The sequence below is a fragment of the Sulfitobacter alexandrii genome, assembly GCF_001886735.1.
Classification (GTDB): Bacteria; Pseudomonadota; Alphaproteobacteria; order Rhodobacterales; family Rhodobacteraceae; genus Sulfitobacter; species Sulfitobacter alexandrii.
Genome location: NZ_CP018076.1, coordinates 2,680,139 through 2,705,684 on the forward strand (window position 1 = coordinate 2,680,139; position 25,546 = coordinate 2,705,684).

General features: G+C 65.3%; 21 protein-coding genes. 7 read left to right on the forward strand and 14 right to left on the reverse strand.

The features are described 5' to 3' along the window. Positions 1-25: 25 nt before the first annotated feature. The 6 genes from BOO69_RS13185 to BOO69_RS13210 all read right to left on the reverse strand — a co-directional run bounded on the left by BOO69_RS13185 (position 26) and on the right by BOO69_RS13210 (position 5,120). A complete protein-coding gene (locus BOO69_RS13185; RefSeq protein ID WP_156874928.1) occupies positions 26-553 on the reverse strand; it encodes a hypothetical protein in 528 nt (175 codons plus the stop codon). Further along, positions 513-2,156 (reverse strand): hypothetical protein, encoded by a 1,644-nt coding sequence (locus BOO69_RS13190; RefSeq protein WP_071972580.1) that lies wholly within the window; start codon positions 2,154-2,156, stop codon positions 513-515. The genes BOO69_RS13185 and BOO69_RS13190 overlap by 41 nt, the downstream gene beginning before the upstream one ends. Further along, the gene (locus BOO69_RS13195; protein ID WP_071972581.1) at positions 2,153-3,133 is read right to left on the reverse strand and encodes a membrane dipeptidase; all 981 of its coding nucleotides are present in this window, start codon (positions 3,131-3,133) and stop codon (positions 2,153-2,155) included. The genes BOO69_RS13190 and BOO69_RS13195 overlap by 4 nt, the downstream gene beginning before the upstream one ends. 52 nt (positions 3,134-3,185) lie before the next feature. Beyond that, complete coding sequence (locus BOO69_RS13200) at positions 3,186-3,584, reverse strand: DoxX family protein (RefSeq protein WP_083545522.1); 399 nt, start codon at positions 3,582-3,584, stop codon at positions 3,186-3,188. 304 nt (positions 3,585-3,888) lie between these two features. Continuing rightward, positions 3,889-4,581, reverse strand: a complete 693-nt coding sequence (locus BOO69_RS13205) for an anti-sigma factor (RefSeq protein ID WP_237267459.1) — start codon at positions 4,579-4,581, stop codon at positions 3,889-3,891. Further along, positions 4,578-5,120, reverse strand: a complete 543-nt coding sequence (locus tag BOO69_RS13210; protein WP_071972584.1) for a sigma-70 family RNA polymerase sigma factor — start codon at positions 5,118-5,120, stop codon at positions 4,578-4,580. The genes BOO69_RS13205 and BOO69_RS13210 overlap by 4 nt, the downstream gene beginning before the upstream one ends. A 237-nt stretch (positions 5,121-5,357) precedes the next feature. Here BOO69_RS13210 and BOO69_RS13215 point away from each other — a divergent pair, with 237 nt between their 5' ends. From BOO69_RS13215 to BOO69_RS13230, 4 genes are all read left to right on the forward strand, one after another. Further along, positions 5,358-6,560: an NAD(P)/FAD-dependent oxidoreductase gene (locus BOO69_RS13215; RefSeq protein ID WP_071972585.1), complete on the forward strand. Its 1,203-nt coding sequence runs from the start codon at positions 5,358-5,360 to the stop codon at positions 6,558-6,560. 34 nt (positions 6,561-6,594) lie between these two features. Beyond that, positions 6,595-7,437 (forward strand): NAD-dependent epimerase/dehydratase family protein, encoded by an 843-nt coding sequence (locus tag BOO69_RS13220; RefSeq protein WP_071972586.1) that lies wholly within the window; start codon positions 6,595-6,597, stop codon positions 7,435-7,437. A 183-nt stretch (positions 7,438-7,620) separates the two neighbouring features. Further along, positions 7,621-8,598 carry a response regulator gene (locus BOO69_RS13225; protein ID WP_071972587.1) on the forward strand — a complete coding sequence of 326 codons (978 nt, stop codon included), beginning with the start codon at positions 7,621-7,623 and terminating at the stop codon, positions 8,596-8,598. Further along, positions 8,595-8,954 carry an Hpt domain-containing protein gene (locus BOO69_RS13230; RefSeq protein ID WP_237267460.1) on the forward strand — a complete coding sequence of 120 codons (360 nt, stop codon included), beginning with the start codon at positions 8,595-8,597 and terminating at the stop codon, positions 8,952-8,954. The genes BOO69_RS13225 and BOO69_RS13230 overlap by 4 nt, the downstream gene beginning before the upstream one ends. A 95-nt stretch (positions 8,955-9,049) precedes the next feature. Here BOO69_RS13230 and BOO69_RS13235 read toward each other — a convergent pair whose 3' ends face one another. The 3 genes from BOO69_RS13235 to BOO69_RS13245 form a co-directional block, all read right to left on the reverse strand. Further along, positions 9,050-9,418 (reverse strand): response regulator, encoded by a 369-nt coding sequence (locus BOO69_RS13235; protein ID WP_071972588.1) that lies wholly within the window; start codon positions 9,416-9,418, stop codon positions 9,050-9,052. Positions 9,419-9,437: 19 nt separating this feature from the next. Further along, on the reverse strand, positions 9,438-11,075 hold the full coding sequence (locus BOO69_RS13240; RefSeq protein WP_172839540.1) for a PAS domain-containing sensor histidine kinase: 1,638 nt from the start codon (positions 11,073-11,075) through the stop codon (positions 9,438-9,440). A 155-nt stretch (positions 11,076-11,230) separates the two neighbouring features. After that, complete coding sequence (locus BOO69_RS13245) at positions 11,231-14,446, reverse strand: CHASE domain-containing protein (protein WP_071972590.1); 3,216 nt, start codon at positions 14,444-14,446, stop codon at positions 11,231-11,233. 393 nt (positions 14,447-14,839) lie between these two features. On the opposite strand from BOO69_RS13245, the gene BOO69_RS13250 reads away from it, so the two are divergent. Both BOO69_RS13250 and BOO69_RS13255 read left to right on the forward strand, forming a co-directional pair. After that, positions 14,840-16,282: an ATP-binding protein gene (locus tag BOO69_RS13250; protein WP_071972591.1), complete on the forward strand. Its 1,443-nt coding sequence runs from the start codon at positions 14,840-14,842 to the stop codon at positions 16,280-16,282. Continuing rightward, positions 16,219-17,409, forward strand: a complete 1,191-nt coding sequence (locus BOO69_RS13255) for a hypothetical protein (protein ID WP_071972592.1) — start codon at positions 16,219-16,221, stop codon at positions 17,407-17,409. The genes BOO69_RS13250 and BOO69_RS13255 overlap by 64 nt, the downstream gene beginning before the upstream one ends. A gap of 4 nt (positions 17,410-17,413) precedes the next feature. Here BOO69_RS13255 and BOO69_RS13260 read toward each other — a convergent pair whose 3' ends face one another. Beyond that, the gene (locus BOO69_RS13260) at positions 17,414-17,800 is read right to left on the reverse strand and encodes a DUF3307 domain-containing protein (protein WP_071973823.1); all 387 of its coding nucleotides are present in this window, start codon (positions 17,798-17,800) and stop codon (positions 17,414-17,416) included. Positions 17,801-18,006: 206 nt separating this feature from the next. Here BOO69_RS13260 and BOO69_RS13265 point away from each other — a divergent pair, with 206 nt between their 5' ends. Then, complete coding sequence (locus tag BOO69_RS13265) at positions 18,007-20,934, forward strand: ABC transporter transmembrane domain-containing protein (protein ID WP_083545524.1); 2,928 nt, start codon at positions 18,007-18,009, stop codon at positions 20,932-20,934. Between the two features lie 30 nt (positions 20,935-20,964). On the opposite strand, the gene BOO69_RS13270 is transcribed toward BOO69_RS13265, so the two are convergent. From BOO69_RS13270 to BOO69_RS13285, 4 genes are all read right to left on the reverse strand, one after another. Further along, positions 20,965-22,254, reverse strand: a complete 1,290-nt coding sequence (locus BOO69_RS13270; RefSeq protein ID WP_071972594.1) for a TRAP transporter large permease — start codon at positions 22,252-22,254, stop codon at positions 20,965-20,967. A gap of 3 nt (positions 22,255-22,257) precedes the next feature. After that, on the reverse strand, positions 22,258-22,782 hold the full coding sequence (locus BOO69_RS13275) for a TRAP transporter small permease (protein WP_172839542.1): 525 nt from the start codon (positions 22,780-22,782) through the stop codon (positions 22,258-22,260). A gap of 40 nt (positions 22,783-22,822) precedes the next feature. After that, entirely contained in the window at positions 22,823-23,836 is a 1,014-nt protein-coding gene (gene dctP / locus BOO69_RS13280) for a TRAP transporter substrate-binding protein DctP (protein ID WP_237267461.1), read from the reverse strand. Between the two features lie 134 nt (positions 23,837-23,970). After that, positions 23,971-25,206 (reverse strand): M24 family metallopeptidase, encoded by a 1,236-nt coding sequence (locus BOO69_RS13285; RefSeq protein ID WP_071972595.1) that lies wholly within the window; start codon positions 25,204-25,206, stop codon positions 23,971-23,973. Positions 25,207-25,546: the final 340 nt, after the last annotated feature.

The following is a 25,546-nucleotide window of genomic DNA, read 5'->3' on the forward strand; positions in this document are numbered from 1 at the left end:
GCCAGGGCGGAGCCAAGGCCGGGCCTCAGTCGTTGTCGGAAAGACCGGCCCCCGCGCCTCCGAGGCGGGATCTGTCGCTTTCGGGAACCAGCAGGCGGTCGGCATATGTCTGCAGCAGCGCGCGCAGGCTCTCCGGCAGATCGATACGGGATGCCTCCGGCGGAGCGGCGGGGGTTTCACAATCCCAGACCGCGCGCAGCCCCGTGGCAGCGGGGTGAAGCGCGATGGCGAATGGCTGCGCCTCGACATAGCTGCGCAACAGCGGCTCGGGAAACGGGTCGGGCAGGATCGCATCGCGACCCGGATCCGCCAGCAGACGCATCATCGCCAGTGGCAGCGCAAGGATCGGCCCGCCCGGCAACGCGGCCAGCGCCGCGACAAGATCGGCCGACGGCCGGTGGGCGACAAGATGGCGCAGCGCAGCGCGGCCAAAGTCCTCGGCCTGTGCGGGGGCGCGCCCGCCCCCCGCGCCGCCCTTGCCGCAAGGCTCGACACCTCGTTTAGCGAGGCCGTCACGGGGCAAACACCGGCAGCCACCAGTCATCCGCGTCATTTCCCAACTCATCCGCCAGGGGCGCGCCTTGGCAAAGGGTGATCCGCGTCCACCGGTCCGACTTCGGGTCGAACTTGGACGCGCCGAAGAAGGCCAGCTTGCACCGCAGCATGTCGATGGGCAGGCAATCGGCGCCGATCAGGTTGTCCCGGATCTCGCCGTAGGGGTACCGCAGCAGCAGCGCCACGCGCGCCGCGGCTAGGGCGTGTTCGGGATGGTCGGCGAGGAAAGCGTGCAACGGGGCGTCACGCCCGGGAAGGACGGCGTGAAGCGCCTTGATCCGCCGCCCGATGTCGAGCGGGGTCTCCTGCTCGGCCCCCGGTTCGGCAAAGCGGTCCCCGAGCCTGGGTTCCTGCTTGGCCGCGGACACGTACCAGAACTGCCTGCAGCCCTCGACAGTGGTGTAATCGGGCGCGAGCGCCCACGCGCACTGGCCTTCGATCGCCGCGCGCAGCGCATGCGTGCCGGCAAGGGGCGGGCACAACGGGCCGAAAGGATCGGCCATCCGACCGGCCAGATCGTCGACCAGGGGGCCGAAGGGTTCGATGACGAGTGCGACCATCAATTCCTGCAAATCGAGGCTCGCCCCCGCCACGCCACGCATCGCCCTGTCGAGCGGCCGCGCACCGGCAAGGTCGAGCCGGCGGCGCGCCGATGCCCAGTCCGCGCGCAGTTGCGCGATCCGTGACTGCTGGTCCCGGTCGGGCACCTGCCATTCGTGCAGGTGCGCCTCGGCACGGGCGGCAAGGGCATGGACCCGGTCCTGCCGGGACGGTGTGAGCCGGTCCAGCGCCCGCACCCGGGCCAGCGCCGTTTCCCGCGCGATCATCCAGTTGTGCAGAAGCACCGGATGGGTGACCAGAAAGGGGGCCATGCCGAGCCCGGTGGCATTGCCGATCCCCAGGTGCCGCCTGAGCCCTCGGTCGATCCGGCCGTTGCCCACGTGCTCGGCGAGGTCATGCGTGAAATGCCGGATCAGCCAGACGCACAGCATTTCGGCGGCGAACGGACCTTCCAGTCCCCCTCGGTCCGTGATGAGCTGGCGATCGGCGAGGCCGAACTTCCCGTTGCCGTAGACCGCCGTCGTCCGCATGAGATAGCCGATGTCGCGGATCTTTTCGGCGTCCGGCTGGCGGCCCGCGCGCAAAGCTTCGGTCACATGGGCAAAAAGGCGCACCGACTTGTTCGCGCGGCTCAGCACGAGATCGCGAGGGGTGAAGCGGGCGGCTTCCTGCAGCGGTGCGGTTGCGACGATGCGGTCGATTTCGGCCTGATCGGGAATACCGTCGTAAAGGACGAACGCGGTGTCCCATGCGGTGGCGATCACCCGGTCCGTCCGCTGCTCGGCCGGCAGGTCGGTGGAAACGGCGACAAGGGCGTAGGGATGCCCGCCCAGCCGAAGGGTATAGACGGCATGGCCGAATCCGGCAGCATCCATCCGCCAGACCGGTCGGGCGACGGTGACCCCGTCGGCGGCGAGGCGGCGCAGGAGACTGCGCAGGAAGCTCAGCCGGGTCGGGAACATCGCCCCCAAGCGGGACAGGCGCATCACCTCGTCGGGCGGGCGCAGGTCGGCCCGCGGGATCGGGGCCGTGTCCTTCATGCCGGGCCGAACCCCTGCGCGTAGAAGCGGTGCCAGTTGCCGCCCATGATGCCGTCCACCTCGGCCACGTCGAACCCGGCGGACTGGAGCCCCCGGCGGATATTGCCGAAGTCCCGGTTGTCGGTGAACCAGTACGGCATCCTCGGAAAGCCCGCGTTGGCGGCGGACCCCTCGCCATAGTCGATCGTCCGGGTCCAGCGGCCCACGCGCATCCATTCGACCACGCTGTCGGGCTGGCCCTGGCAGAGGTCCGTGCCGATGCCGAGGTTCCCTGCCCCGTAGCGCGACGCGGCTTCGGCGATCATCCCGCAATAACTGTCGAGCGTGCAATCGGACCCGCCGCGCAGGTGATGCGGATACACCGAGAATCCCAGCATCCCCCCGGCGTCGGTAAGCGCCTTCAGCACGCGGTGCGACTTGTTGCGCAACGCGGGATGCCACCAGTGCGGATTGGCGTGGGTGATGGCGATGGGGCGTGCCGAATGTTCGATCGCGTCGAGCGTCGAGCGTTCGGCGGAATGGGACATGTCGATCACCATGCCCACGCGGTTCATCTCGGCCACCACTCCCCGGCCCATGCGGGTGAGCCCGCTGTCCTCGTCCTCGTAGCAGCCGGTGGCCAGAAGCGACTGGTTGTTGTAGCTCAGTTGCATGAAGCGGACGCCGAGTTGGTGACAGATCTCGACCAGGCCGATGTCGTCTTCGATCGGACTGGGGTTCTGGAAGCCGAAGAAGATCGCCGTCCGGCCGGTTTCCTGCGCGCGTGTCACGTCCTCGGCCGTGGTACCTCGCAGGATGAGGTCCGGATGGTCCTCGAACCAGCGGTTCCAGCGTTCGAGGTTCAGCACCATTTCGCGAAAGGTTTCATGGTAGGCGACGGTGACATGCACCGCATCCACCCCGCCTGCCCGCATCTGCTCGAAAATGGCGGGGGAATAGTTGGCGTATTGCAGGTTGTCGATCAGTGGCGTTCTCATGGCCGAAGCATGAAACGACCGCTGCTCTCGCTCAATGAAAATCTTGCGAACGTCAGCCGTGCGGTTCCCGCATCTCTGCCGCGGCGAGGCTGAGCAGGCCGCCCGCGATCGCCCAGTTCTTGACGAAGATCGACATCTGCCAGGGGTCATCCGGGAGGTAGTGGAAAATGCTGGTCGCCATGCAGTAGACCGCGAGGATCAGCGCCGTCGGCACCAGAAAGAAGCCGGTAACAAGCAAGAGCGCGCCCACGAGGTTCAGCACCACGGCGGGCCAGATCAGGGCCTCCGGCCAGCCATGGGCGGCCAGCATCCCTTCGACAACGCCCGGTGCATAGATTTTCTGGGCGGCGCCCGTCACGAAAAGAGCCGAGATGCAGAAACGCCCCATGAGAACGAGCGCGTCAGCCCCCAGGACACGGCGCTGAGAAGGGTGCGACGACGTGCTGTGCATGGCCACCTCCGCTAAAAAATCACGCCGGGTCGGTGGCACAGACCACCTTCCCGACGCTACTCGTTACAATGCGGGAACACCCGCGAACTCATAAAAAACCGAGGCCGGGCCGTCAGGTCGACAGCCCGGACCGAACCGGTCCGACACCGGGGTGGTGTTCCGGCCCCGGACAGGTTGCTTAAGCAGCCACGGTCGAAAGTTGCGGAAGTTTCAGGCAAGCCAAAAATTTTCGGCTTCAGCGGAAAAAATTTCATGGTCGGCATCGACCGGACGACCGCGGTATCGCGGCTGGGACCATTGCGACCTAGATTTCCCCGACGACGCCCGTCGCGCGGATCTGTCCGGTGGGCACGCCCTCCGGCGCGCCGCCCGGCGGTTCGTCCGAGATCGCCAGCGTCAATTGATCGATCTGAGCGGCGATTTCCGGCGGCAGCCGCAGGTGGCTCGTATCCTCGGGCACGAGGCCGAGGGACACCGGCGCCGCGTCCGGCAGAAGCGCCCAGAGCTCCAGCACGCGGCCCTCCGGAATGGGGCCGGCGGTGCGGGTCACCGCGATGCCGCCGCGCGACGGATCGAGGACGGCATAGACCTGCAGGTCGTCCACGTCGCCGGTCAGCTGCGTGCCATAGATCGGCCCCGCCACGGTGGGTGCATCGGGGCGCAGCATGGGCATGGCCAGAAACGCCACGACCGCCAGCGCGGCAAAGCTGATCCCTTTCCAGACCCAGAGCCGCTGCATGAACGGCACGCGCGCTTCGGGAAACAGTGTCTTGCGCAGGGACGTCCTGATCCGCGCGGGTGGTTCCACGGGGGCGATGGAATCGGTCATCGCCACAAACCGTTCGTGCCACGCAGAGACCATTGCGGCAAAGCCGGGATCACGGCGCGCGCGTTCGCGGGCCGTGGTCAGGTTTTCATCCTCCGACAGGCCCAGCGCGTATTCCGCGGCCAGGAACTCGTTTTCCTCTTCGGGTGTGGGGGGGCGCTGATCGGTCACTGGCTCATGCACTCCCTGAGCGCGATGAGGCCCCGCCGCAGCCATGTCCGCATCGTGTTCAGCGGCACGTTGAAACGCTCGGCCAGATCGGCATAGCTGTCACCGTCCAGATAGGCACCGCGGATCGCCGCCCCCCGGTCCGCCTCCAGCGCATCGAGGCAGCCGGTCAGCTTGCTTGCCTCCGACGCGGCGATGGCCGATTGTTCGGGCGAGGGACCGGGCGCAACCAGCTCCAGTCCCGGCGTATCGATGTCCTGATGTGCCTTCTTTCGCGCGCGCAACCGGTCGATCGACGTGTTCCGGGCGATCGTGATCAGCCAGGTCATCGGCGACAGACCGTTCGTCTGGTAACGATCGGCATTGTTCCAGATCTTGACAAAAGTGTCCTGCATTGCGTCCTCTGCTGCAGCGCGCTTGTTCAACACACGCAGGCAGACGCCGAAAAGTTTCGCACTGACCCGGTCATACAGTTCTTCGAACGCAGCGCGGTCCTTCAAGGCGACCCGCGCGATCAGACGTTCAATCTCTTCGCGGTCCATGATGACGAACGCTCTCCGGCTGGCGACACATGCTGCACTCTTACGACACGAAGGAGACCTTCGTGGTCCGCTCAATTTGAAGGTTTTGACGCATAAGTCAAATCCGCAGTCCGCCAGCCCGCAAGCGTGGCGCCGCAGCCGCCTCGGGCGCGTCCTGATCGATCACAGAAGTTGTCCCGGCTCCCCGTTTTGCGATACGCGGGAACAGGCAAAGTCAATCGAATCGGGAAGGTCGCGATGGGCACTTCGGAACGAAACTCTTACGACGTGATCATCATCGGCGGAGCGATGCACGGATCGGCCCTCGCCTGGTGGCTGACCCGGATGCCCGGCTTCGACGGGCGTATCCTGGTGGTGGAGCGTGACCCCAGCTATGCCTACGCCTCCACCAGTCACACGAATTCGTGCATACGCCAGCAGTTCTCCAACGAAGCCAACATCCGCGTGTCGCAGTTCGGCGCGGAATTCATCCGGAATTTCAGGGACTTCATGGGGGGCGATCCGGAGGTGCCGACGCTCGCCCTGCAAAGTTTCGGCTATCTCTACCTCGCGGACGACCCGGCCTTCGCGACGGCGCTGCAGCAGGCGCAGCAGGTGCAGGCCTCGCTCGGGGCCCAGACCCGTCACATGACCCGTGACGAGATCGCAGCCGCCTATCCCTTCTACAATCTCGATGACATCATCGCCGGCAATCACAACACCGTCGACGAAGGGTATTTCGACGGCGGTACGATGTTCGACTGGTTCAAGCGCATGGCCCGGCGGGCCGGGGTGACCTACGTTCACGACGAGGTCACCGGCATGCGCCTGAACCCCGCCGGAACGGCGGTGGAGGCCGTGACACTGAAATCCGGTGACAGCATCGCCTGCGGGACCGTCGTCAACGCCTCGGGGCCGCGCGCGCTGGCCACCGCGCAAATGGCGGGGCTGGAAATCCCGGTTTTCCCGCGCAAGCGCTACTCCTTCGTCTTCGATGCCGCCGATCCGCTGGACCGCGACTTGCCGCTGACCATCGACCCCTCGGGCGTGCACGTGCGGTCCGAAGGCCGCTACTACCTCGCTGGGTGCCCGCCGGACGAAGACCCCGATGTCGCCTATGACGATTTCGGCTTCGATCACGGGCTGTGGGAAAACAAGGTCTGGCCCGCCATCGCGACCCGCATCCCGGCTTTCGAAAAGGTCAAGGTGATCAACGAATGGGTCGGACACTACGCCTACAACACGTTCGATCAGAACGCGATCGTGGGGCCGCACCCTGAGGTGACGAACTTCATCTTCGTCAACGGCTTCTCGGGCCACGGTCTGCAACAGGCGCCGGCCATCGGACGCGGCGTGGCGGAATGGATCACCTACGGCGAATACCGTGCGATCGACCTGTCGCCGTTTTCCTTCACCCGTATCGCCGAAGAGAAATCGTTTCTCGAAAAGGCAATCATCTGAACCCCGGACAGGCAATAAACGAAAGGCCAAACCCATGAAATTCAAGAAACTCGTGCTGACAGGGGCCGCGGGGCGGCTGGGATCGTACCTGCGGGAACCTCTCTCGAAGATGTGCGACGAACTCCTGAGCACCGACATCGCGGACGACATCGGCACCCTCTACCCAGGCGAGCGTTACGCGCAGGCTGACCTGGCCAAATACGACGAGATCTTCCCGTTGCTGGAAGGCGCCGACATGGTCATCCACTTCGGCGCCATCGTGGACGAGAAGCCTTTCGAGGAACTCCTCGGCCCGAACTTCGTCGGCTCCTACAACATCTGGGAGGCCGGCTATCAGCACGGCGTGCGCCGCATCGTCTACGCCTCGTCGATCCACGCCGTCGGCATGCATAAGAAGCGCGACTTCATCGGCACCGACGCCCCCCACCGTCCCGACACCTTCTATGGTCTGGCCAAGTGCTTCACCGAGGATCTGGGATCGATGTACTGGGACAAGCGCCAGCTGGAAAGCGTGCACCTGCGCATCCTGTCCGCCGCGCAGGTCAACAACGCCCGGGCACTCGGGTCGTGGCTGTCCTACGACGACCTGATTCACCTGGTCACCCGCGCGATCGACACGCCGTCGGTGGGCTTCGCCGTGATCTACGGCGTGTCCAACAACGACCGCGCGCCGGTGGACAACACCAAGGCGTCCTTCCTCGGTTACCGGCCCAAGGACAACGCCGAGCAGTTCGCCGAAAAGGTCCTTGCCGAAACCCCGGCACCGGACCTCAACGATCCGGCGGAAATGCTGCAGGGCGGACCCTTCGCCAAAGTCGATCTGGGCCAGAGCGGGATTGCGCAGATGACCATCGTGGACGACCGGAAGAAGACCTGAAACCGGCGGCGGATGCGCGCCCCGCGCGTGCATCCGCCCCCCGGCCACGCCAGCCGGGGGAAACAATTCCTTAATTATTTCGGCATCTTTTCCTGAATCGCCAAAATTACGCCACAGTTCCCCGTAAGGTTGACACCAACCATGCGCGCAAGCCGCGCAGAAAACAATGTGGTGGAGAGACCGATGAAAATACTCGCGGTGGACGACGACCCCATCATCATGGAACTGCTGACCCAGTTCATCGAGGCCGTGGGCGGTCACGAGCTGACCACGGCGGAATCAGGCGCAGAGGCGCTGGACCTGCTGCGGACAGAAGCCACGGGCACCTTCGATTGCTTCATGCTGGATATCCAGATGCCGAGCATGGACGGGATCGAACTGACGCGGCGCATCCGGATGATGGCCCGCTACGCGGACACGCCGATCCTGATGCTGACCGCGATGGCGGACAAACGCTATATCGACGGCGCCTTTGCCGCCGGTGCGACCGACTACGTGACTAAGCCCTTCGAGGTGGCCGAGCTCAAGGCCCGTCTGGGCCTCGTGGCGGGCATGATCGAAGGGCGCCGTGCGCGGACCCGCAAGATCTTTGCCGCGACCGCCGTCGGCGCGCGCGCCGGATCGGACGCGGTGGAACTGCACGAGCCGATCTCCATCCACGACGTCGACAACGTGATCGAATACGTGGCGATGGAAAACTACGTGCAACAACTGACGCGCAGTTCGCTCTTTGGCTCGTCCACCTTTGCCTTCACGGTCCGCGAGATCGAACAGTACCACGCCACGATGACCCCGTTCGAGTTCTACAGCCTCGTATCGGATGTGGCCGAGGTGATCTCGGACACGCTGCACGGGCACCAGTTCCTGATGTCCTACGCGGGCAGCGGCACCTTCGTGTGCATCACCGAAAGCGGCTGGCGCCCCGACATGGGTCAGCTGGTGGATGCCGTGAACCTGTCGCTGGCACGTACCGAGCTTTACAACAACGCGGGTGAGCGTCTGCATCCGCGCGTTTCGGGTGGCGATGTCGTCCGCCTGATCTGGAAGAGCGGCGCCGCCGTCATGGATGCGCTCGCGACGGCACATGCGACGGCAGAGGCCGCCAGCGCACAGCACGGCAAATCGCAGACCGACTACTGGAACATGGGACAGATCGCATGAAGGACATGGTAGAAGAGCTGCCGGGACTGGCCAAGGTGCGCGCCAGATTCATCGAGATGCTGGCGGACCGTCAGGCACGGATCGCGGAACACGCGCTGAACGCCTGGGACGGCGAAACGCTGGAGGACATCAACGGCAACCTCGAAGCCGCAAAGGCCATCCTCCATCAGATCGCCGGCACCGCCGGCTCGCTCGGTTTCGCGGAACTGGGCTCGGCCGCCCGCGAATGCGAGGCCGAGGTGATCGCCCACCTTGAAGGTCCGGACGCCGATCTGGCCATCTGTCCGGGCGAGATCGTCCATCACATGGATCTTTTCGTGAAGCAGTGCGAGGAGACCCTGCGCGAGGCGGCCTGACCCCCGCCGCGCGGCAACGGCATTCCCGTCAAAAGACGACCCCTACCCCGTTGCCCAGGCAGCGGGGTTTTTGCTTGTGCGCCGAAATGTCCGGGTTACTTGCGGATCGCGTTCTTGATCTGGTCGGCCAGCGACATCGGATCGAAGGGTTTGCTGATGACGTCGGCGGCTCCGACGTTGCGCAGTTCCTCAATCTCCGCGTGCTGGGCGCGCGCGGTCATGAAGATCGCCGGTACATCCGCGAGATGAGGCAGCTTGCGCATTTCCTCGAGAGTTTGACGGCCCGTCATGCCCGGCATCATCATGTCGAGCAGAATGACGTCGGGCGTGTAATCCTGAACCTTTTCCAACGCGTCCTCTCCACAGTCGCACTGGACGACTTCGAAGTCACCGGCCAGATCGAGCGACATCTTCGCGATCTCGCGGATATCGGCGTCGTCTTCCACATGGATCAATTTCAGCATCGGCTACTCGTACTGTTGTTCAGGACGCGTTGCGCATCTTGACGATGTTGTCCGCAACGAGGCTTTCCCTCCAGGTTTCTCGTTTCGGAAGGACGAAGTAGAACGTCGTCCCCATGCCTTCCGTCGTCTCGAAACCTATAGTGCCTCCGAGGCCTTCCACAATAGCCTTGCATATGCTCAGGCCCAATCCGGTGCCACCTTTGACGGATCTGTTGGAATTTTGCATATCCGCAAAACGCTCGAAGATCTTGTGCTGGTCCTTGATCGGGATGCCTTCGCCCTGATCCTTGACGGCGACCCGCACCGAATCGCCGTGGTCCTCCAAGAGGATGCGCACGGTGCTGCCCGGACGGGAGAACTTGCAGGCGTTGGACAGGAAGTTGTTCAGAACCTGGATGATCCGGTTCGGATCGGTGTTGATCCAGACCGGGTCGGTCCCCGACGTGTTCTCGACCCTTACCGAAAATTGATGGTGCATGGTCGTGTTCGCGTTCTTCGTCTCTTCGACAAGGTCCGTGAGATTCACGTCGCGCCGGTCGAACTCCATGCGTCCGGCGGCGATTTTCTCGAGGTCGAGAATGTCGTTGATGATGAGCACGAGCCGGTCGGCGTTGCGGTGCGCGATCTCGAGCATGCTGACCGCCTTGTCGGGAAGCTGACCCGCGGCGCGCGACAGCAGCAGGCCCATGGCCCCCTTGATCGACGTCAGCGGCGACCGCAGTTCGTGGCTGACGGTCGAAATGAAGTCCGACTTGCGCTGTTCTTCGGCCACGCGCTTGGACATGTCGGACATCAGGACCATGAACCGGCCCTTCAGGGTGCCGACCTTCAGCCGGGTCACGCTGATGTGGAAGGGCTTGCCGCAGAATTCCGTCTCGAACTGGGCGTTGTCCGCCCCGGTTGCCCGCATGTCGCGGCAGGTCGTGATGATGCTGCCGACCCCGGCGACGCTGCGCAGGTTGCCCAGAGGCACAACTTCGCCTGTCGCCCGCCGGATGCCGAGCCGCCCGAGCGCGACCTTGTTCATGTAGGTGGCCGCCATGAGATCGCAGTCCACGATCCAAACGTCGTCCTTCATCTCGTCCATGACCTGCGCGATATCGCGCGACGCGAGGAGTTCGTGGGTCTCCGTCACGTCCGTCCGGGCCGAGATCGACCCGATCCAGGTACCGTCCAGGTCGTAGATGGGACGCACTGTGGTGTGAGTGTAGATCGCGGAGCCATCCTTGCGCCGGATGGGCGTCTCTCCGTTCCAACCCTTGCCGCTCTTCAGGTTCGCGTGGATTTCCTCGGCCAGGGTGCCCTCGTCATCCCGGTAAAGGTCGTGCATCGATGTGCCGATCAGTTCCTCCCGGCTGAAGCCCGTCGCCTCGACGAACCGGTCGTTCACCTCGACCAGCTTCGTATCGCGATCCACCACGTTGACGATGGCATGATCGTTCAGCACGTCGATGCGCTGTCCCAGCGCCAGCGACTGCCGGTCGTTGACGTAGCGCGCCCGCCGCGCGCCCAAATAGGTCGGAAGCAAGGCGGCGATGGCGATGCCGCCAATCGCCGGCACGATTGTGCCCGATTGTTCCGGCATCCAAGCGGCGCTGACGGCGTACCAGCTGATCGCAGCACCACCGCCGAGAGTTACATTCTTGAAAATATTCAATTTTGTCTCGGACGAACGCATGAATGGCCTCAAATTCTATCACGATCGCACCGGGCGATTTTCGGGTTGGTGCGGATCGTGCAGTAGAGATGCCGGATCAAACTGGCAGAAATATGGCGAATTAGAACAAGAATTGAGCCGAAGTGGCCCGGCCGTCAGGAAGCCTTGATCTGGCCGCCCAGAACGTGCTCCGCGATGGTCCGCATCTCGGCGCGCGATTTCACGAGGTTGGCGCTGACCCGGCCGTCCTGCCCCCGTTCGCCATCCGACGACAGGCCGACGACGCGCACCGGATGATCCAGCGCCGCGATCTCGTCCAGAAGGATTGCCGCGTCACCGTCGGGCAGCGCCCAGTCGAGGATGATCACGTCCAGCTTGTGGCGGGCGATCTCGATCCGCGCCTCGGCGATGCTGCGGACGTGGTGAATGCGGGCCACGTCCGACAGGCCGGATTGCAGGACTTCGGCAAAGTCGCTGTCGTCCTCCACGTGCAGCACGTCCAGTTTCCCGGTCCGGCTGACCCTGCGCGCCTCGGGCGGTGTGTCGTCCTGCACCGCCTGCTGATCCAGCGGATAGGTGAACCAGAACACCGTTACCCCTTGCCCGGTACTTTCGAAACCGATCTCCCCCTCGTGCCGGCGGACGATCCGCTTGGCGATGTTCAACCCCAGCCCGGTGCTGCCCTTGGTCCGGGTGTCGGACCCGTCTGCCTGCGTGAAGGCATCGAAGATCCGGTGGCGGAAGGATTCGGGGATGGCCGGGCCGGTGTTCTGCACATAGACGATGACCTGATCCGCGACCTCTTCGGCCTTGATCAGCACCTGCGTGTTCGGGTCGGAGTACTTGCAGGCGTTCGAGATGAGATTCGCCAGAACCTGCCGGGTCCGGCCCGGATCAGCCGACACCCGCAGCGGCGCGCGCGGCAGGTCCAGCGTCAGCGTGTTCCTGTGGGCGACGGCGTAGGGCCCCATCTCTTCCACCGCTTCCGAGATGATCTCGTTCATCGACGTGCGCTGGAAGTCGAAGGCGATCTCGCCCGACGAGATTTTTTCGAGGTCGAGGATGTCGTTGACGATATCGGCAAGGTTGTCGGCGTTGTTGCGCGCGATCTCCAGCAGTCGTTCGACCTTGGCGGGCACTTCGAAATCATCCATCGCGCCGATCAGCCCGAGAGCGCCCTTGATCGAGGTGAGCGGGGTGCGCAGTTCGTGGCTGACGGTGGCCACGAACTCGTTCTTCATCTGCTCCACCTTCTTGAGCTCGGTGATGTCGTTGACCTGCGCGATGAAGGCATTTCGCCCGGCGTTGCGGTCGAAGAACCACGAGATGTGCAGCAGGCACCACCGTTCCTCGCCGCTGCGGTGGATGAACCGGTGCTGCCCGCTGTAGACCTGCGACGCGCCGCTTCCGAGCATTTCCGCCAAGCGGGACGCGATGGCCTTGATCTCTTCCCTCGGCAGCACGTCCGACATCCGCAGATCGGCGACCAGCGTCGCCTCGTCATAGCCGCACAGCGCACAGAAGGCGGGGTTCACGCCGTGGAACTTGCCGCCCTCGTCCAGAAGGACCATGCCGATGGGCGCCGAGGTGAAAACCTGCCGGAACTGTTTCTCGCTGGCCTCGAGGGCGTTGCGTTCGTGACGCAGCTTGGTCACATCCGTCTGCGCCCCGATCATCCGCAGGGCGCGCCCGGCCTCGTCGCGCTCGACCACCACCGCATCGGACCGCATCCAGCGCCAGGTATCCTCGCCGACCTTCACGCGGTATTCGGCGATGGAGCGGGGCGTGCGCTGTTCGATGCAGTCGCGGTCGGCCTTTTCGAGGATGGGCAGATCATCGGGATGCACACGGCTCAGGAAGGTGGTCTGCGTATCCGCGTTGTCTTCCTCGGTGACAAAGCCCATGATCTGCCGCCAGGTGTCGCTGACCTCGGACTTGCCGGTGCGCAGGTCGATGTCGAACACGCCGATCCTGGCCCCCTGAAGCGCGCGGTCGTACCGGGTCTTCATTTCCGCCGTTTCCTCGATCGCCTCGTATTCGCCGGTCATGTCCCGGACGATCGCAGTGATTCTTTCCGCGCCTTCGTGGGTCACCCAGGCGTTGCGCTGCAGATCGAGGATCAGCCCCGTGCCATCGCGCCGGGTTCCCGTCGCGTTGAACATCTGGTCTTCGGACAGCGCGGACAGGTCCGTCACGAGGTCGTCGAAACGCAGATCGATCAGGCTCTGCGGCGGGTAGCCGAAACAATCGTGCGCGGCCTGGTTGGCAAAGAGGATCTGCTGCTCGGCGTTCAGGATGAAGACCGGGATCACCGCGTTGTGGACAACGGCGCGGTTCGCCTCTTCCTGCGCGCTGACCTGCCGCGCCCGCAGATCGGCCACCTGTGCCAGCGCCTCGCTCCGCGCGGCCAGCGACCGGATGAGGAACAGCAGCATCGCCGTCAGCAGGATCCCCGCAGCCATGACACCGAAGGCGGTGTTTCGCGGGAAATAGGAGTCGAACAGCGGCGTGCTGCGGAACTCCAGCGTCCAGGGGCGACCGTAGTTCATGATGGTATAGGTATTGGCGTAGATGCCGATCGAGCCTGCCTCGAGCTCGCCGGCGGCACTGTCGAATATGATGTTCTCCGGGTCGGCCTCCGGCCCGTCGTACACCCTGATGTGATAGCCCCGCCCCTGGTTCGGCGACAGGTCGGTGAGCAGCCGCTGACCGATAAAGGGCGCATAGACCCAACCGAGGAACTCGCCCTGTATCGTGCCCCCCTGCTCCGGCACGAAAAGCGTGTCCCAAACGGGCAGCAGCAGCAGAAAGCCGGGCTGCTTGGTCTCGTCCTGAACGAGAAGGATGCGCGGTGTCAGTTGCGGCTCGCCCGTCTGTCGCGCGCGGCGGGCCGCTTCTCGTCTGCCTTCCTCGAAGGTGATGTCCAGCCCCAGAGCCTCGATGTTTCGCGCCAGCGGGGCGATCCGCGTGATGATGAAATGATCCGGACCCGGCGTTTTCGGGTGCACATCGAAACTGGACCGCGTCTGCACGCGGGTATTCCCCAGGAACCTCTCAAGGTTTTCCGATTTTACCGGCTCGATCATGCCAACGCCGTTGATCCCGACAAGCAACTCGTCGAGGCTCAGTGTTTCGGCAAAGATCTCGAACTCGGCCTCGGTCACCTCTTCCGAGGCCCGCAGGTAGGCGGCCAGTCCCTTGAGGCTTTGCAGGTAGGTCTGCATGCGGTGCTGAAGGTTCTCGACACCTTCCTCGGTGAGATGCGCGAACTCCGTCTCGGCTTTCAGGCGGATCTGATTGAGGTTCAGGCCGAAAAGAGCGATCGTGACCACAAGGCACGCGGCTCCCAGCAGCAGCTCAAGTTTCCTCATCGGCGCTTCACCATGCCCACTTGCTACCCGCTCAATGACCGGACCCTTCAGATCCTTGTTTTCCGAAGTCTCTCGACGGAAACCTTGCGCTTCGGTTGCCTCTAGTTCTAGTAGTTTAATGGACTCTGTCAAACTTCAAACCTGAAAGATCGGAACGCGATGTGCCGATTCTGCACCACATCCATTGGATGTTGGCTCTCCTGTATCTCTACCATAGATTGATATTTTCGCGCCGGTCTGCACGGCAAAGGCGCAGCGCAGCCCCGATTTCCCTCGGGCAGGCCGCGCGGCGCCCGATTTGACTGCGACAGGTGCACAAAGCGCGGGCAGTCCCGGCCTGCCGCCTTGCACCGCCCTCGGGCGTGGGTGACTATGACGCAGGGGACCGTTTGCATGTCAGCCGATCACAAGAACAGGCAGAAACGCACCGTCACCGCGCCTTTTCCCGGGGCCTCCGAGGCAGCCGAATTCATGGACCGCGACCTCGAACTGGCGCAGATGGAGGACGTTTTCCAGCGTGCGCTCGCGGGGCAGGTCGCGATGGCCGAGGTCCGGGGCGTGCCGGGTATCGGCAAATCACGCCTGCTACGGGAATTTCTGCGAACCTTGCCGCGTGACCGGGTCCGACGGCTCGATGCTGCGTGCCGGGCCGAGGGTCGGGGCCAGCCCTTCCTCCCCTTCATCGAAATGTTCCGTGCCGCCCTTCACCTGCCTGCCGACGCGCCTCCCGCCCGGATCAGGCGCGGCGCGGATCGCCTGCTGGCAAGGTGCGGTCTCGCGCCGGGGCCCGCGCTGCGCGGTCTGTCGGTGCTGCTGAACGGAAGCGACGAGGCGAACGACGGCCCCGATGTGGCCGGCGCGCGCCTGCGTCAAGGCATCGTGGATCTGATCGCGGCGGCCTGTCGACAGCGCCCCGTCGTGCTCACGGTGGAGAACCTGCACCTCGCCGATGCCGGCACCCTCGACGTGATCGAGCGGCTTCTGACGCTGGACAAGGACATGCCCCTTCTCCTGCTGGTGACCTGCACGCCGGACTTCCAGCCCGCCTGGCTGTTGCATGCGCGGGCCACGCGCATCCTGCCCAAGCCCCTAGGGGACAGGGCGGTCGCGGCGGTGGTCAGCTCTGCGATGTCTGGCAGACCCCATGCACCCAACCTGGTCGACAGGGCCACGGCGGCGGCCGGTGGCAATCCGCTGCACGCGGAACAGATCGGGCGGCTTCTGGCGCGCACGGGCGGCGATGGGGAAGGCAGGGACGGCCCGGTGGTTCCACGGACCCTGAACGCCACGGTCGCCGCGCGGATCGATGCGCTGGGGCCCGACTGCCGGCGCCATGTGCAGGCCGCATCGGTGATGGGCATGTGGTACGATCCCGATGTCATCGCCGAGGTGACAAGGAAGGGCGGCCCGCCGGGACCGCCCCCCTGGCAGGAGGCGATCGACGAGGCGCTGATCCTGCCCCTGCCCGGCGGCCATCGCTTCACGCACCCAAGCGTGCAGCAGGCGATCTTCGAGACGCTGACCGACCGCCAGCGGCGAGCGCTTCACGGGCGCATTGCCCAAGCGCTTGGACACCACGGCAACGATCTTTCGGCGCCTTCGATACGCGCGCATCACTTCTATGCGGCCGGTATGGCCGACGACGCGGTACGCCATCTCGTCGTAGCCGGCCGGCACAACCTCCGCCTGTTCGCGCTGGAGAGCGCTGACGCCCTGTTCCAACGGGCCATGGACCTGATCGAGGACAACGCGCTCACCCCTCGCCGGCTGTCATGGGCCGCCTGTTTTCGGACTGGTTCGAGGTGCTGCACTGGCGCGGCGCGTCGGGGCGGATGATATCGCTGTCCGACCGCCACCGCGCGCGACTGGCACAGCTCGAGACCGTGCCCGAGGAGGCAAAGGTGCTGACGCTCCTCGGAACGGCCCATCGCCGCGCCGGGCGGTTTGACCGGGCAGCCGCGCTGTTCGAGCGGGCACAGGCCATCGGGGAGCGGAGCGGCGACAGGGAGGCGATCACCGACGCCGCGCTGGGTCTGATGGCACAGCATTGCACCGCCCCCGGCCCGGGGTTCCCGGACGACCTGCGCGACACGACACATCGGATCGTCCAACTCTGGGACGGCACGCCGCCAGCAGGCGACCGCCTCCGGCTCGACGTTCTCGACTGCTGGGGCAGCCTCCTGAGGGGCGACGTGGATCGCGCCCTCGAAAAGGGCCGCGCGTTGCAGGCACAGGGCAAGGCGAAAGTCTTGCCCGCCGCACAGACCCACGGGGCGCTCTACATGGCGATTGGCGAGGCGCTTGGCGGAAACTGGCAGTCTGGCCGATCACTGGCGGAACAGGGGGCACAGTCCGCTGTCAGTGAGCCGGACCGCCTGATGGCACTGTGCGTCGCGGCGCTGTGCAGCGCCATGACCGGGGACGCCGAAGGCGGCCTGCGTCGGCTTCGACACCTGAGGCAGGATATCCATGGCCTCGGCCTTGAAGGGCTTGCACCCCCGGTGGAGGCGGCCATCGGGTTCGCCCAAACGGTTCAGGGCGATCTCGCGGATGGGGTGCTGCGCATCGAGAACGCCATCGCCCGGGCGCGAAAGGCCGGTGCGGTTCAGGTCGCGGCACTGGGGCATGTCGCCCTCGGCACGATCTACCGCACTATCGGGCCGAGCGGCGGCCCGCAGGGCCTTGCCAGCGTGGCACGCAACGCCGGGTTCCTGATCCGCCGGGCACCTTTCGCCCGGTCCCAGTCGCTGTCACACTTCGACCGGGCGGCAGAGCTCGGCCGCGATGCGGAACTGCAGGGCGTGATCGCGCTGGCCCTGCACGGCAGGGCAATGACCCTGCTGTCACGGCGAAGGCCGCAAGCCGCGCGCGCGGCACTGGAGGCGGCGTTGACTGCCACCCGCACCATCCGGTGGTCAGGGCTTGCCCGGCGGATCGAAAAGGATCTGACCGCGCTGGACTGACAGGTCAGCCCCAGACGAGCCAGGCCCAGAGCATCGCGACATAGGTCAGCTGGTGCATCAGCTGGTCCACACCGAAGGCCCGCCAATAGCCTGCCTGGTCCGGCCCCTGCCCCGACCGCGCGCCGTGCCGCCCCTTGAGCCAGTCGATATGGAAATGGGCGACCCCCTCGGCCAGGCAGATCACGGCAGCCACCGCAGGCGCGGCACCGACCAGCAGAAACGCGACAAGGGACATCGCCGCGTGCAACCCCGCGTGCTGGGCACGCCCCACGTGGACATAGCGCGCCTTGTCCCGCAGCATCCTCTGCGTCTGAAGGAAGTAGTCGGCGAACAGGTGTTTCACCTGCAGAAGCGTCAGCAAGAGCAGCATCGCCTGCATTTCGGTCGTCACGCGGGAAACCCTCCTGAACTGCCCAAGCTTAACGCGCGAACGCGCCATCGCAAATCATTTGATCTGGCGGCGTGCAAGTTGCTAACCTCCGGAGTTGATCCCGCCTGAACCGGGCCGCCGCATTTCTTTGCCTTTTTTGGAAATTTCCGATAGAACGCTCTCTCTTTTCCTTCATATGGAAGCACTCCAGGCGGGACCAACTGGTTCTGCTGCTGGTCACTCTGTCGCTTTTTCCGCTGCTCTACCTCACGCTTGAACTGCCCAAGCGGATCATCAACGATGCCATCGGCGCCCAGAGCGACACGGTCGAGGTCTGGGGATACCAGGTCGGGCAGATCACGTTCCTCATGGCGCTGTGCGGATTGTTCCTGTTGTCGGTGCTTCTGCACGGCATGATGAAAATGCGCATCAACACCATGAAGGGGGTGCTGTCGGAACGCCTGCTGCGGCGTCTGCGGTTCACGCTGATCGCCCGCATCCTGCGGTTTCCCGCGCCCTATTTCGAACGGACGAGTCAGGGCGAACTGGTTTCCATGGTGACCTCCGAGGCAGAGCCGATGGGCGGGCTCATGGGCGATGCGCTCGCCCAGCCGGTGCTGCAGGCGGGCCAGATGGCGACGATCCTCGCGTTCCTGTTCCTGCAGAGTTTCGCGTTCGGGGTGGCGGCCTGCGCGCTGATCCCGCTTCAGGCGTGGCTGATCCCGCGCCTGCAAAGACACATCAACCAGCTGAACAAGCGCCGGGTGATCGAGGTGAGGGCCCTCGCCGCCGAGATCGGGGAAAGCGCCGCGGGCGCCTCCACCCTGCGCACCAATGGCGGCTGGCGCTACCGGTTGGCGTTGATCTCGGACCGGCTGGGGCGGCTTTACGCCATCCGGTTCGAGATCTTCCAGAAGAAGTTCTTCATGAAGTTCATCAACAACTTCATCGGACAGCTCACCCCCTTCTTCTTCTACAGCATCGGGGGTTACCTCGCGATCACCGGGGACATCACGGTGGGCGCGCTGGTGGCGGCGCTGGCGGCCTACAAGGATCTCGCCAGCCCCTGGAAGGAACTGCTCGACTATTACAACCAGACGCAGGACATGGCAGTCCGGTGGGAGACCATCACCGAGCGCTTCGCCCCTCCCGGCATGATCGACGACAGGTTGTTCGAGGGATATCCCGATACCCTGCCCTCCCTCGCCGGCGATATCGACCTGAACGGCGTGTCGGTCGAGGACGCGGACGGCAATGCGGTGCTGGACGGGATCACGGCGACCTTTCCGCGGGGCAGCACCGTGGGGATCAGCGCGCCCAGCGACGAGGATCGCCGCGCAATCGCGGCCCTGCTCACGCGCGAGGTCATGCCCGCCAGCGGCAGCGTCGTCGTGGCGGGCCACCCGCTGGACCAGTTGCACCAGGCCACCATCGCCGCCCGGATCGGGCATGCGTCCTCGAACCCGGTCCTTTTCCAGGGAAATCTGGGCGAAAACATCAACATGGCCCTTCGCCGCGCGCCGCGCGATGCGGCCCACGGGCCGGATGCCCATGAAAGCGCCCGCACGGGCAACAGCCCCGACCCCCTGAGCGCGGACTGGCTGGACATGTCGGCGGCAGGTGCCGCGAGCGTGGAAGAGCTTGGGACCTGGTGGATGAGCCTTGTGCGGGGCATGGGCATCGAGGACACGCTGCTGCGCCGGGCGACGGACCTGCGCCTTTATCCCGACGCGCACCCTCACCTTGCAGCCGCGCTGGTGGAGCTGCGCGGCCCGGTTGCCGAACGGATCGCGACCGCAGGGCTTTCGGCCCAGGTCGGGTTCTTCGACCCGCAGACCTACACGACGACCATGCCACTGGCCGAAAACCTGCTGTTCGCCACCCCCCGCGTCCCGGTCACCGCGACCCTGCTGGCCCAGCAAACCGACTTCATGGCCCTGCTGGACCAGTTGCAGCTGGAAGCGGACCTGCTCAACCTCGCGGCGGACCTTGTCGAACTGTTGCGCCAGATCTTCGGGCACGACGGCACCGACCATCCGCTGTTCCGCAAGCTGGGGCTCGACCCCAAAACCTATGGCGCGGCACTGGACCTGCTGCCGCGGCACCGGCGGAACGAGCCGTTGGACCCGGAACAGAAGGCCCGGCTGCTCGCCGTTCCCTTCGTGATCCCCGCCGAGAAGATCGGCACCGCCTTCCCGGACATCATCGACCGCGTGCTCGAGATGCGGGCGCAGCACGGCGCCGCGCTGCGGGACAGCATGGCAGGCGTTTTCCTGCCCCTCGATCGCGCCGCGCCGATCGAGGGGATGACAGTTCTCGAAAACGCCCTTTTCGGCAAGCTGCCGGAGGGGAGCGACAGCGACGCGGTACAGGGGCTGGTCATGGACCTGCTGAGGGAAGAAGGGCTGGACAGCGCCGTTCTGCGCCTGCTTTTCGACCTGCCGCTCACGCTGGGAGGCGCGAACCTGTCGGCGCAACTCAGCGAGCCGCTCGCGCTCAGCCGCGCGGCGATCAAGCGCCCCGACATCCTGATCCTCGACAATGTGCTGGCCAGCTACGGCGCCGACCAGCGCAGCGGGCTGCACGACCGGCTGCGCGCGCTGCTGCCCGAAACGACGATCGTCTGCCTCGCGTCCGGCTTTGACGAGGCGGAGGTCTTCGACCGGCGGTTCGTGGTGCAGCAGGGGCGGCTTTCGTCCCTCGCCACCGAGGTGGAAGAGACCGGGGACAGGACCGTCAGCACAGACCTCGCGCGCAAGCTGCGCGCGCTGGAACGAACAGACCTCTTTGCCGGACTGGCACGCAAGCAGTTGCGCCTGCTGGCCTTCGGGGCGCGCTGGTACGAGGCGCAGGCGGGCGAGGTGGTGTTCCGCAAGGGCGACGATCCGGACAGCGGCGCCTATCTCATCCTCTCGGGCGAGGCCGATCTGCTGCTGCCGCAGGAAGACGGCGAGGACCGGCTCATCACCACGTCGGGGCCCGGCGCGCTGGTGGGGGAACTCGGCCTGATCCGCAACGTCCCCCGCGCGCTCGACATGCGTGCCGCGACGGACCTGACGTGCCTGCGCATCGGCAAGGAGGAGTTTCTCGCCGTGGTCGAAAACGACGCCTCGACCGCCTACAAGATCCTGCAGGTTGTGGCAGGCTACGTCTGACGGCGGGCGCACGAGACGCGCGCCCGATGCTCAGAACAGCAGGTCGGGCAGGAACAGCGCAATGGCGGGAAAGGCCGTGAGAACCGCGATCGCCAGCAGGTGGATGATCCAGTAGGGCACCGTGGCGCGCGCCACCCGGCCCAGGCTGACCTCGTTCCCCGTCAGGCTGGCCAGCACCGACAGGTTGAGGCCGACCGGGGGCGTGACCTGTCCGATCTCGATCACGATGGTGATCATCACGCCGATCCAGATCGGATCGTACCCCAGCCCCACTAGCAGCGGAAAGACCACCGGCAAGGTCATGATCATCAGCGACAGACCGTCGAAGAAACATCCCAGCACGAGGTACACGAGCACCACCAGCATCAGGATGGTGTAGCGGTCCAGCCCGCTGTCCCCCACCATGCTGAGGATGCGCTGCGGCACGCCGAGGATGCTCACCGACTGCGCAAGGATCGTCGCCCCCATGACGACGAACCCGATCGCCGCAAAGAGCAGGGTGGCGTGAAACACCGACTCGCCAAGAGACCGGAGCGTCAGGTCGCCCCAGATGAAGGAGATCGCGGTGGCCAGCACGACCCCGAGCGCCGCGGCCTCTGTCGGCGTCGCCAGCCCACCGATGATGCTGCCGATCACGGCAACGATCAGAAGCAGCAGCGGCCAGACCTGCCCCAGCCCGAGGAGCGTTGCGCCAAGCGACTGGTGGCTCGTCTCGCGCGGGGCGACGTGGGGATGGCGGATCGCCTTGATGGCCACGTAGATCATGAACGCGGCCCCGATCATCAGGCCCGGCACCAGCCCCGCCATGAAAAGACGGCCGATCGAGGTCTCGGTCAGGGCGCCGAAGATGAGGAAGGACAGGCTCGGCGGGATCAGCAGGCCCAGCGTGCCGCCACCCGCAAGACTGCCGACGATGACGTCCTTGTCGTATCCGCGCCGCGTCATCTCCGGATAGGCGACGGAGCCGACCGCGGCGGCCGTGGACAGGCTCGAGCCGCTGACCGCGCCAAACATGGTGCAAACCGCGATGTTGGTGTGCAGCAGCCCGCCCGGAACCTTGCTGAAAACCGGTGCGAAGGCGGAATAGGCGCGGTTGCTGACCCCGCTGCGCAGCAGGATCTCTCCCAGCAGGATGAATACCGGCACCGCGCTCAGCGTGAAGGAGTTGAAGACGTTCCAGATCGCATCGACAGCCAGACCCGTGGCGCCATTGGAAAAGACCTGAAGCAATACCAGCCCGGTCAGGCCCAGCGCCGCGCCCAGCGCCACGCCGGAGGCGGCGGTAGTGACGAGAATTCCGATCAGGGAGGGCCAGAACACGCCTCAGTCCTCCTTGCGGAAGGTGTCGGAGGCGCCGTCCAGGGCGGAGGTCTCCTGCATGGAGGGATAGCGTTCGCGATCGAGCAGACCGAGCAGGCGCGCGGCAAAGATGATCCAGGTCAGCCCGACGGAAAGCGGCAAGGCCGCCATCCACGGATACAGCAACAGCCGCGCGGTCTCTGACCTGAGGTTGCGTTTCCAGGCGAATTCCAGCCAGGGCAGCGCCTTGATGAAGATCCACCCGAAGAAGACGATGCCGACCAGCATCGCCGCCACGTGAACGGCCCCGCCGAAACGCGGCGTAAGCGCATCCGCGACGATCGACACCCGCACGTGCTGTGCGCGCAGCGTCACCAGCGGAAGCGCCAGAAACAGCATGGCCGTGAGCAGCAGGCCCACCACGTCCTCGGTGATGTGCAGCGGCGTGCCCGCGAAGCGGCGCATGATGACACTGGTCGTGACCAGTCCCACGATGGCCGCCATGCACAGGCAGGCGCATAATGCCAGCGCGAGGGACAGACGATCCATCCCCCGCGCAAGGTGATCCCGAAATCCGGTCAAGGGCGGCTTACCGGCCCAGCGCCTCGAGCATGCGCGCGCGGTAATCCAGCGCTTCGCCGCCCGCTTCCTCCGCCAGCATCGCCCATGTCTCGGAAACCGCCTCGACGAACTGCTCCCGGTCCGCCTGCGGGAAATCCTCGCCCCAGACGATGCCCTGCTCGCTCAGTTTCTCGCGCGCTGCCATCTCGTTCTCGATGTCGGCGTCGTACTGGTTCGTGCGCTCCCACAGGTCGTCGGCAGCGGCCGTGATCGCATCCTTGATCGCGGGATCGGTCGACTCCCACAGCGCGTCCTGCACCCCGATCGTGTAGGGCGCAGAGGCCATCGGATAGAGGAACGAGGCGTATTTCGTCACCTCCTGCAGGGAAATCGTGCTGGCATAGAGCGCCGGGTACAGGGCACAATCGACCACGCCGGTCCGCAGGGCGACGTAGGTTTCCTCCTGCGGGATGATCTGCGCGGCCACGCCCAGCTTGGTGAAGGTCTCGACCTGCTCGCGCGCCCAGACCCGCAGCTTGACGTCGCGCAGCTGTTCGAGCGTATTCACGGGCTCGTTCCGGCAGAAGACCGAGACGGACAGCGTGGGAATGGCAACGAAACCGACCGTGGTGATGTCCCAGTCATCATACGCCTCGGTGTAGATCTCCTGCGCAACGGGCAGCACCGACTTCAGTTCGTCCACGGTGCTGATCGCCCCCTGCACGAAGACCGACCCGAGTTCGGGCGCGTCCCGCCCGAGGTAGTTCGACCACATCAGGCTCATTTCCACGGCACCCGTGGGCACCACGCGCAACAGATCGGTGTTCGGAATGCCGAGCGACCCGCCGTGATAGACCTCGATCGAGAAGTCCCTGTCGGCAAGCGCGGTATTCACGTCCTGCGCGAATTTGTCGATCTGCGCGGACTCCGGCCGTGTTTCGGGCAGGAAATTGTTGAAGCGCCATTCCTCTGCCAGCGCCGGTTGAGCCAGCATCGCGCCGGCAGCAAGGGTGAATACGCAGTTCTGCAATTTCGTCTTCAAGGTCTTTCTCCTTCTGGTTCACATGGCACGGGGCCCGTCGTGCGCCACTTGCCCATCTTTATTCTGGTTTGGCGGAACCGGGTCAAGCCACCGCCGCCTGTCGGTCTGCCCGTCGCGGGACGACGGGCCGCTTGTCAGCAGGCCACGAGCTCCCGTGGCAGGCTGTTCATCGAAACCGGACCGCCCTCCGTGATCTCGAACTGGTCCTCGATGATCATCCCGCCGATCCCGTTGACATAGATCGGGCATTCGAATGCCATCACCATGCCCGCCTCTAGGCTTGTGCCGGCGCCGGCCGAAATGAACGGCCATTCCTCGGTTCCCGGCCCGGTCCCGAGACTGTGGCCGAAGTGACCGCGGCAATAGCCCGTCAGGCCCCTGCCCCGGATCGCGGCCTGCGTGGCGCGGTGAACTTCCGACAGCGCTACCCCCGGGTGCAGCAGCGCGGCCCCCGCCTCGAACCCGGCCATCAGCGCGTCGTGCAGTTCGGTCTGGACGCGCCGGGGCGGACCCACCACGAACGTCCGGCCGCTGTCGGAGGTATAGCCCTGCATCAGGCAGCCCACGTCCACCTTGACCAGATCCCCCGTCGCCGCCACCGCCTCGCCGCCCCAGGGGTCGGTCCCGATCGAGATGTATTCCCAGTGTCCTGTCATCGGGGCGCCGGACCCGGCCGAAGCCACCGCCGCCGCCCAGGCCCCGGCAAGGTCGCCGCGCGAGACACCGGGGCCGATGGCATCCCGGACCGCGACGATCCCCGTTTCGGCCACGGACACGGCACGGCGCAGCAAGGCGATTTCGGCAGGGGATTTCACCGCCCGCAGGCGGCGGCAGATCCCCGTGCCATCGACCAACGCCGCGGGAGCCAGCGCATCGGCCAGCGCCGGGTATCCATTCGCGGACACGGCCGACATTTCCACCCCGATCCGACCCGACGCCATGCCCTTCTCCGCCAAAGCGTCGCGCAGATGACGATAGCAGACCGCGGGGTCGAACGTCTCGGGTCGGATGTTGCCGGGAGGGCGCTGCCGCCCGTCCCAGACGTCTCCGAACACGGACGCAAGGTCGCCGTCAGGGTCCAGCGCGGTCAGTGTCATGGCTTCCACCCAGATCGGACTTTCGCGAATGTCCCCGATATGGCTGCCGCGCCGCAACGCGGCCGCGAAGAGGTCGCTGACGACCACGGTTTCCGGCATGTCGGGATCCGCCGGCACCAGGACGGCGACCGCCCCCTCCTGCCGCCACATCGTCGCCACCCCCGGCGCGCCGCCGGTCGCGTGGACGAAAGCTTCGGGCGAGAAAAGCACCAGCGCGTCGATGCCCTGCGCACCCATCAATCGCTGCGCCAAAACGCGGTTCAAATGCGCCATCGGATGTTCCCTTTCTGCCGAGCCCCGACCAACAGGCGCAGGATCACCGGCGGTGTCAACCGGATCTCTCCAGCAGTCCCGGACAGGTCGTTGATACCCAAAGAAAAAGGCCCCGCAAGGGACCTGATCTGGCGCCAGCAATCCTGATGGTGGCGGAGACGAAGGGTGCGATACATTTCATTTATCAATATGATAACACTACATAAATATTTATAACAAATAACACATACCACATTTTGCACCACACCCGGAAGCGCGAAAGCCCATCAGGTAGAGCTGTGTCCACTTCGCGCTTCTTCAGCTGACACACGATCTCGTAGCGCTCGCAAAATAACTTCCT

Bases quoted from the DNA above. Each gene is read 5' to 3' on its own strand.
- BOO69_RS13185 (WP_156874928.1), bottom strand. From the start codon at position 553: ATGACGCGGATGACTGGTGGCTGCCGGTGTTTGCCCCGTGACGGCCTC.
- BOO69_RS13190 (WP_071972580.1), bottom strand. From the start codon at position 2,156: ATGAAGGACACGGCCCCGATCCCGCGGGCCGACCTGCGCCCGCCCGAC.
- BOO69_RS13195 (WP_071972581.1), bottom strand. From the start codon at position 3,133: ATGAGAACGCCACTGATCGACAACCTGCAATACGCCAACTATTCCCCC.
- BOO69_RS13200 (WP_083545522.1), bottom strand. From the start codon at position 3,584: ATGCACAGCACGTCGTCGCACCCTTCTCAGCGCCGTGTCCTGGGGGCT.
- BOO69_RS13210 (WP_071972584.1), bottom strand. From the start codon at position 5,120: ATGGACCGCGAAGAGATTGAACGTCTGATCGCGCGGGTCGCCTTGAAG.
- BOO69_RS13215 (WP_071972585.1), top strand. From the start codon at position 5,358: ATGGGCACTTCGGAACGAAACTCTTACGACGTGATCATCATCGGCGGA.
- BOO69_RS13220 (WP_071972586.1), top strand. From the start codon at position 6,595: ATGAAATTCAAGAAACTCGTGCTGACAGGGGCCGCGGGGCGGCTGGGA.
- BOO69_RS13225 (WP_071972587.1), top strand. From the start codon at position 7,621: ATGAAAATACTCGCGGTGGACGACGACCCCATCATCATGGAACTGCTG.
- BOO69_RS13230 (WP_237267460.1), top strand. From the start codon at position 8,595: ATGAAGGACATGGTAGAAGAGCTGCCGGGACTGGCCAAGGTGCGCGCC.
- BOO69_RS13235 (WP_071972588.1), bottom strand. From the start codon at position 9,418: ATGCTGAAATTGATCCATGTGGAAGACGACGCCGATATCCGCGAGATC.
- BOO69_RS13245 (WP_071972590.1), bottom strand. From the start codon at position 14,446: ATGAGGAAACTTGAGCTGCTGCTGGGAGCCGCGTGCCTTGTGGTCACG.
- BOO69_RS13250 (WP_071972591.1), top strand. From the start codon at position 14,840: ATGTCAGCCGATCACAAGAACAGGCAGAAACGCACCGTCACCGCGCCT.
- BOO69_RS13255 (WP_071972592.1), top strand. From the start codon at position 16,219: ATGGGCCGCCTGTTTTCGGACTGGTTCGAGGTGCTGCACTGGCGCGGC.
- BOO69_RS13275 (WP_172839542.1), bottom strand. From the start codon at position 22,782: ATGGATCGTCTGTCCCTCGCGCTGGCATTATGCGCCTGCCTGTGCATG.
- BOO69_RS13285 (WP_071972595.1), bottom strand. From the start codon at position 25,206: ATGGCGCATTTGAACCGCGTTTTGGCGCAGCGATTGATGGGTGCGCAG.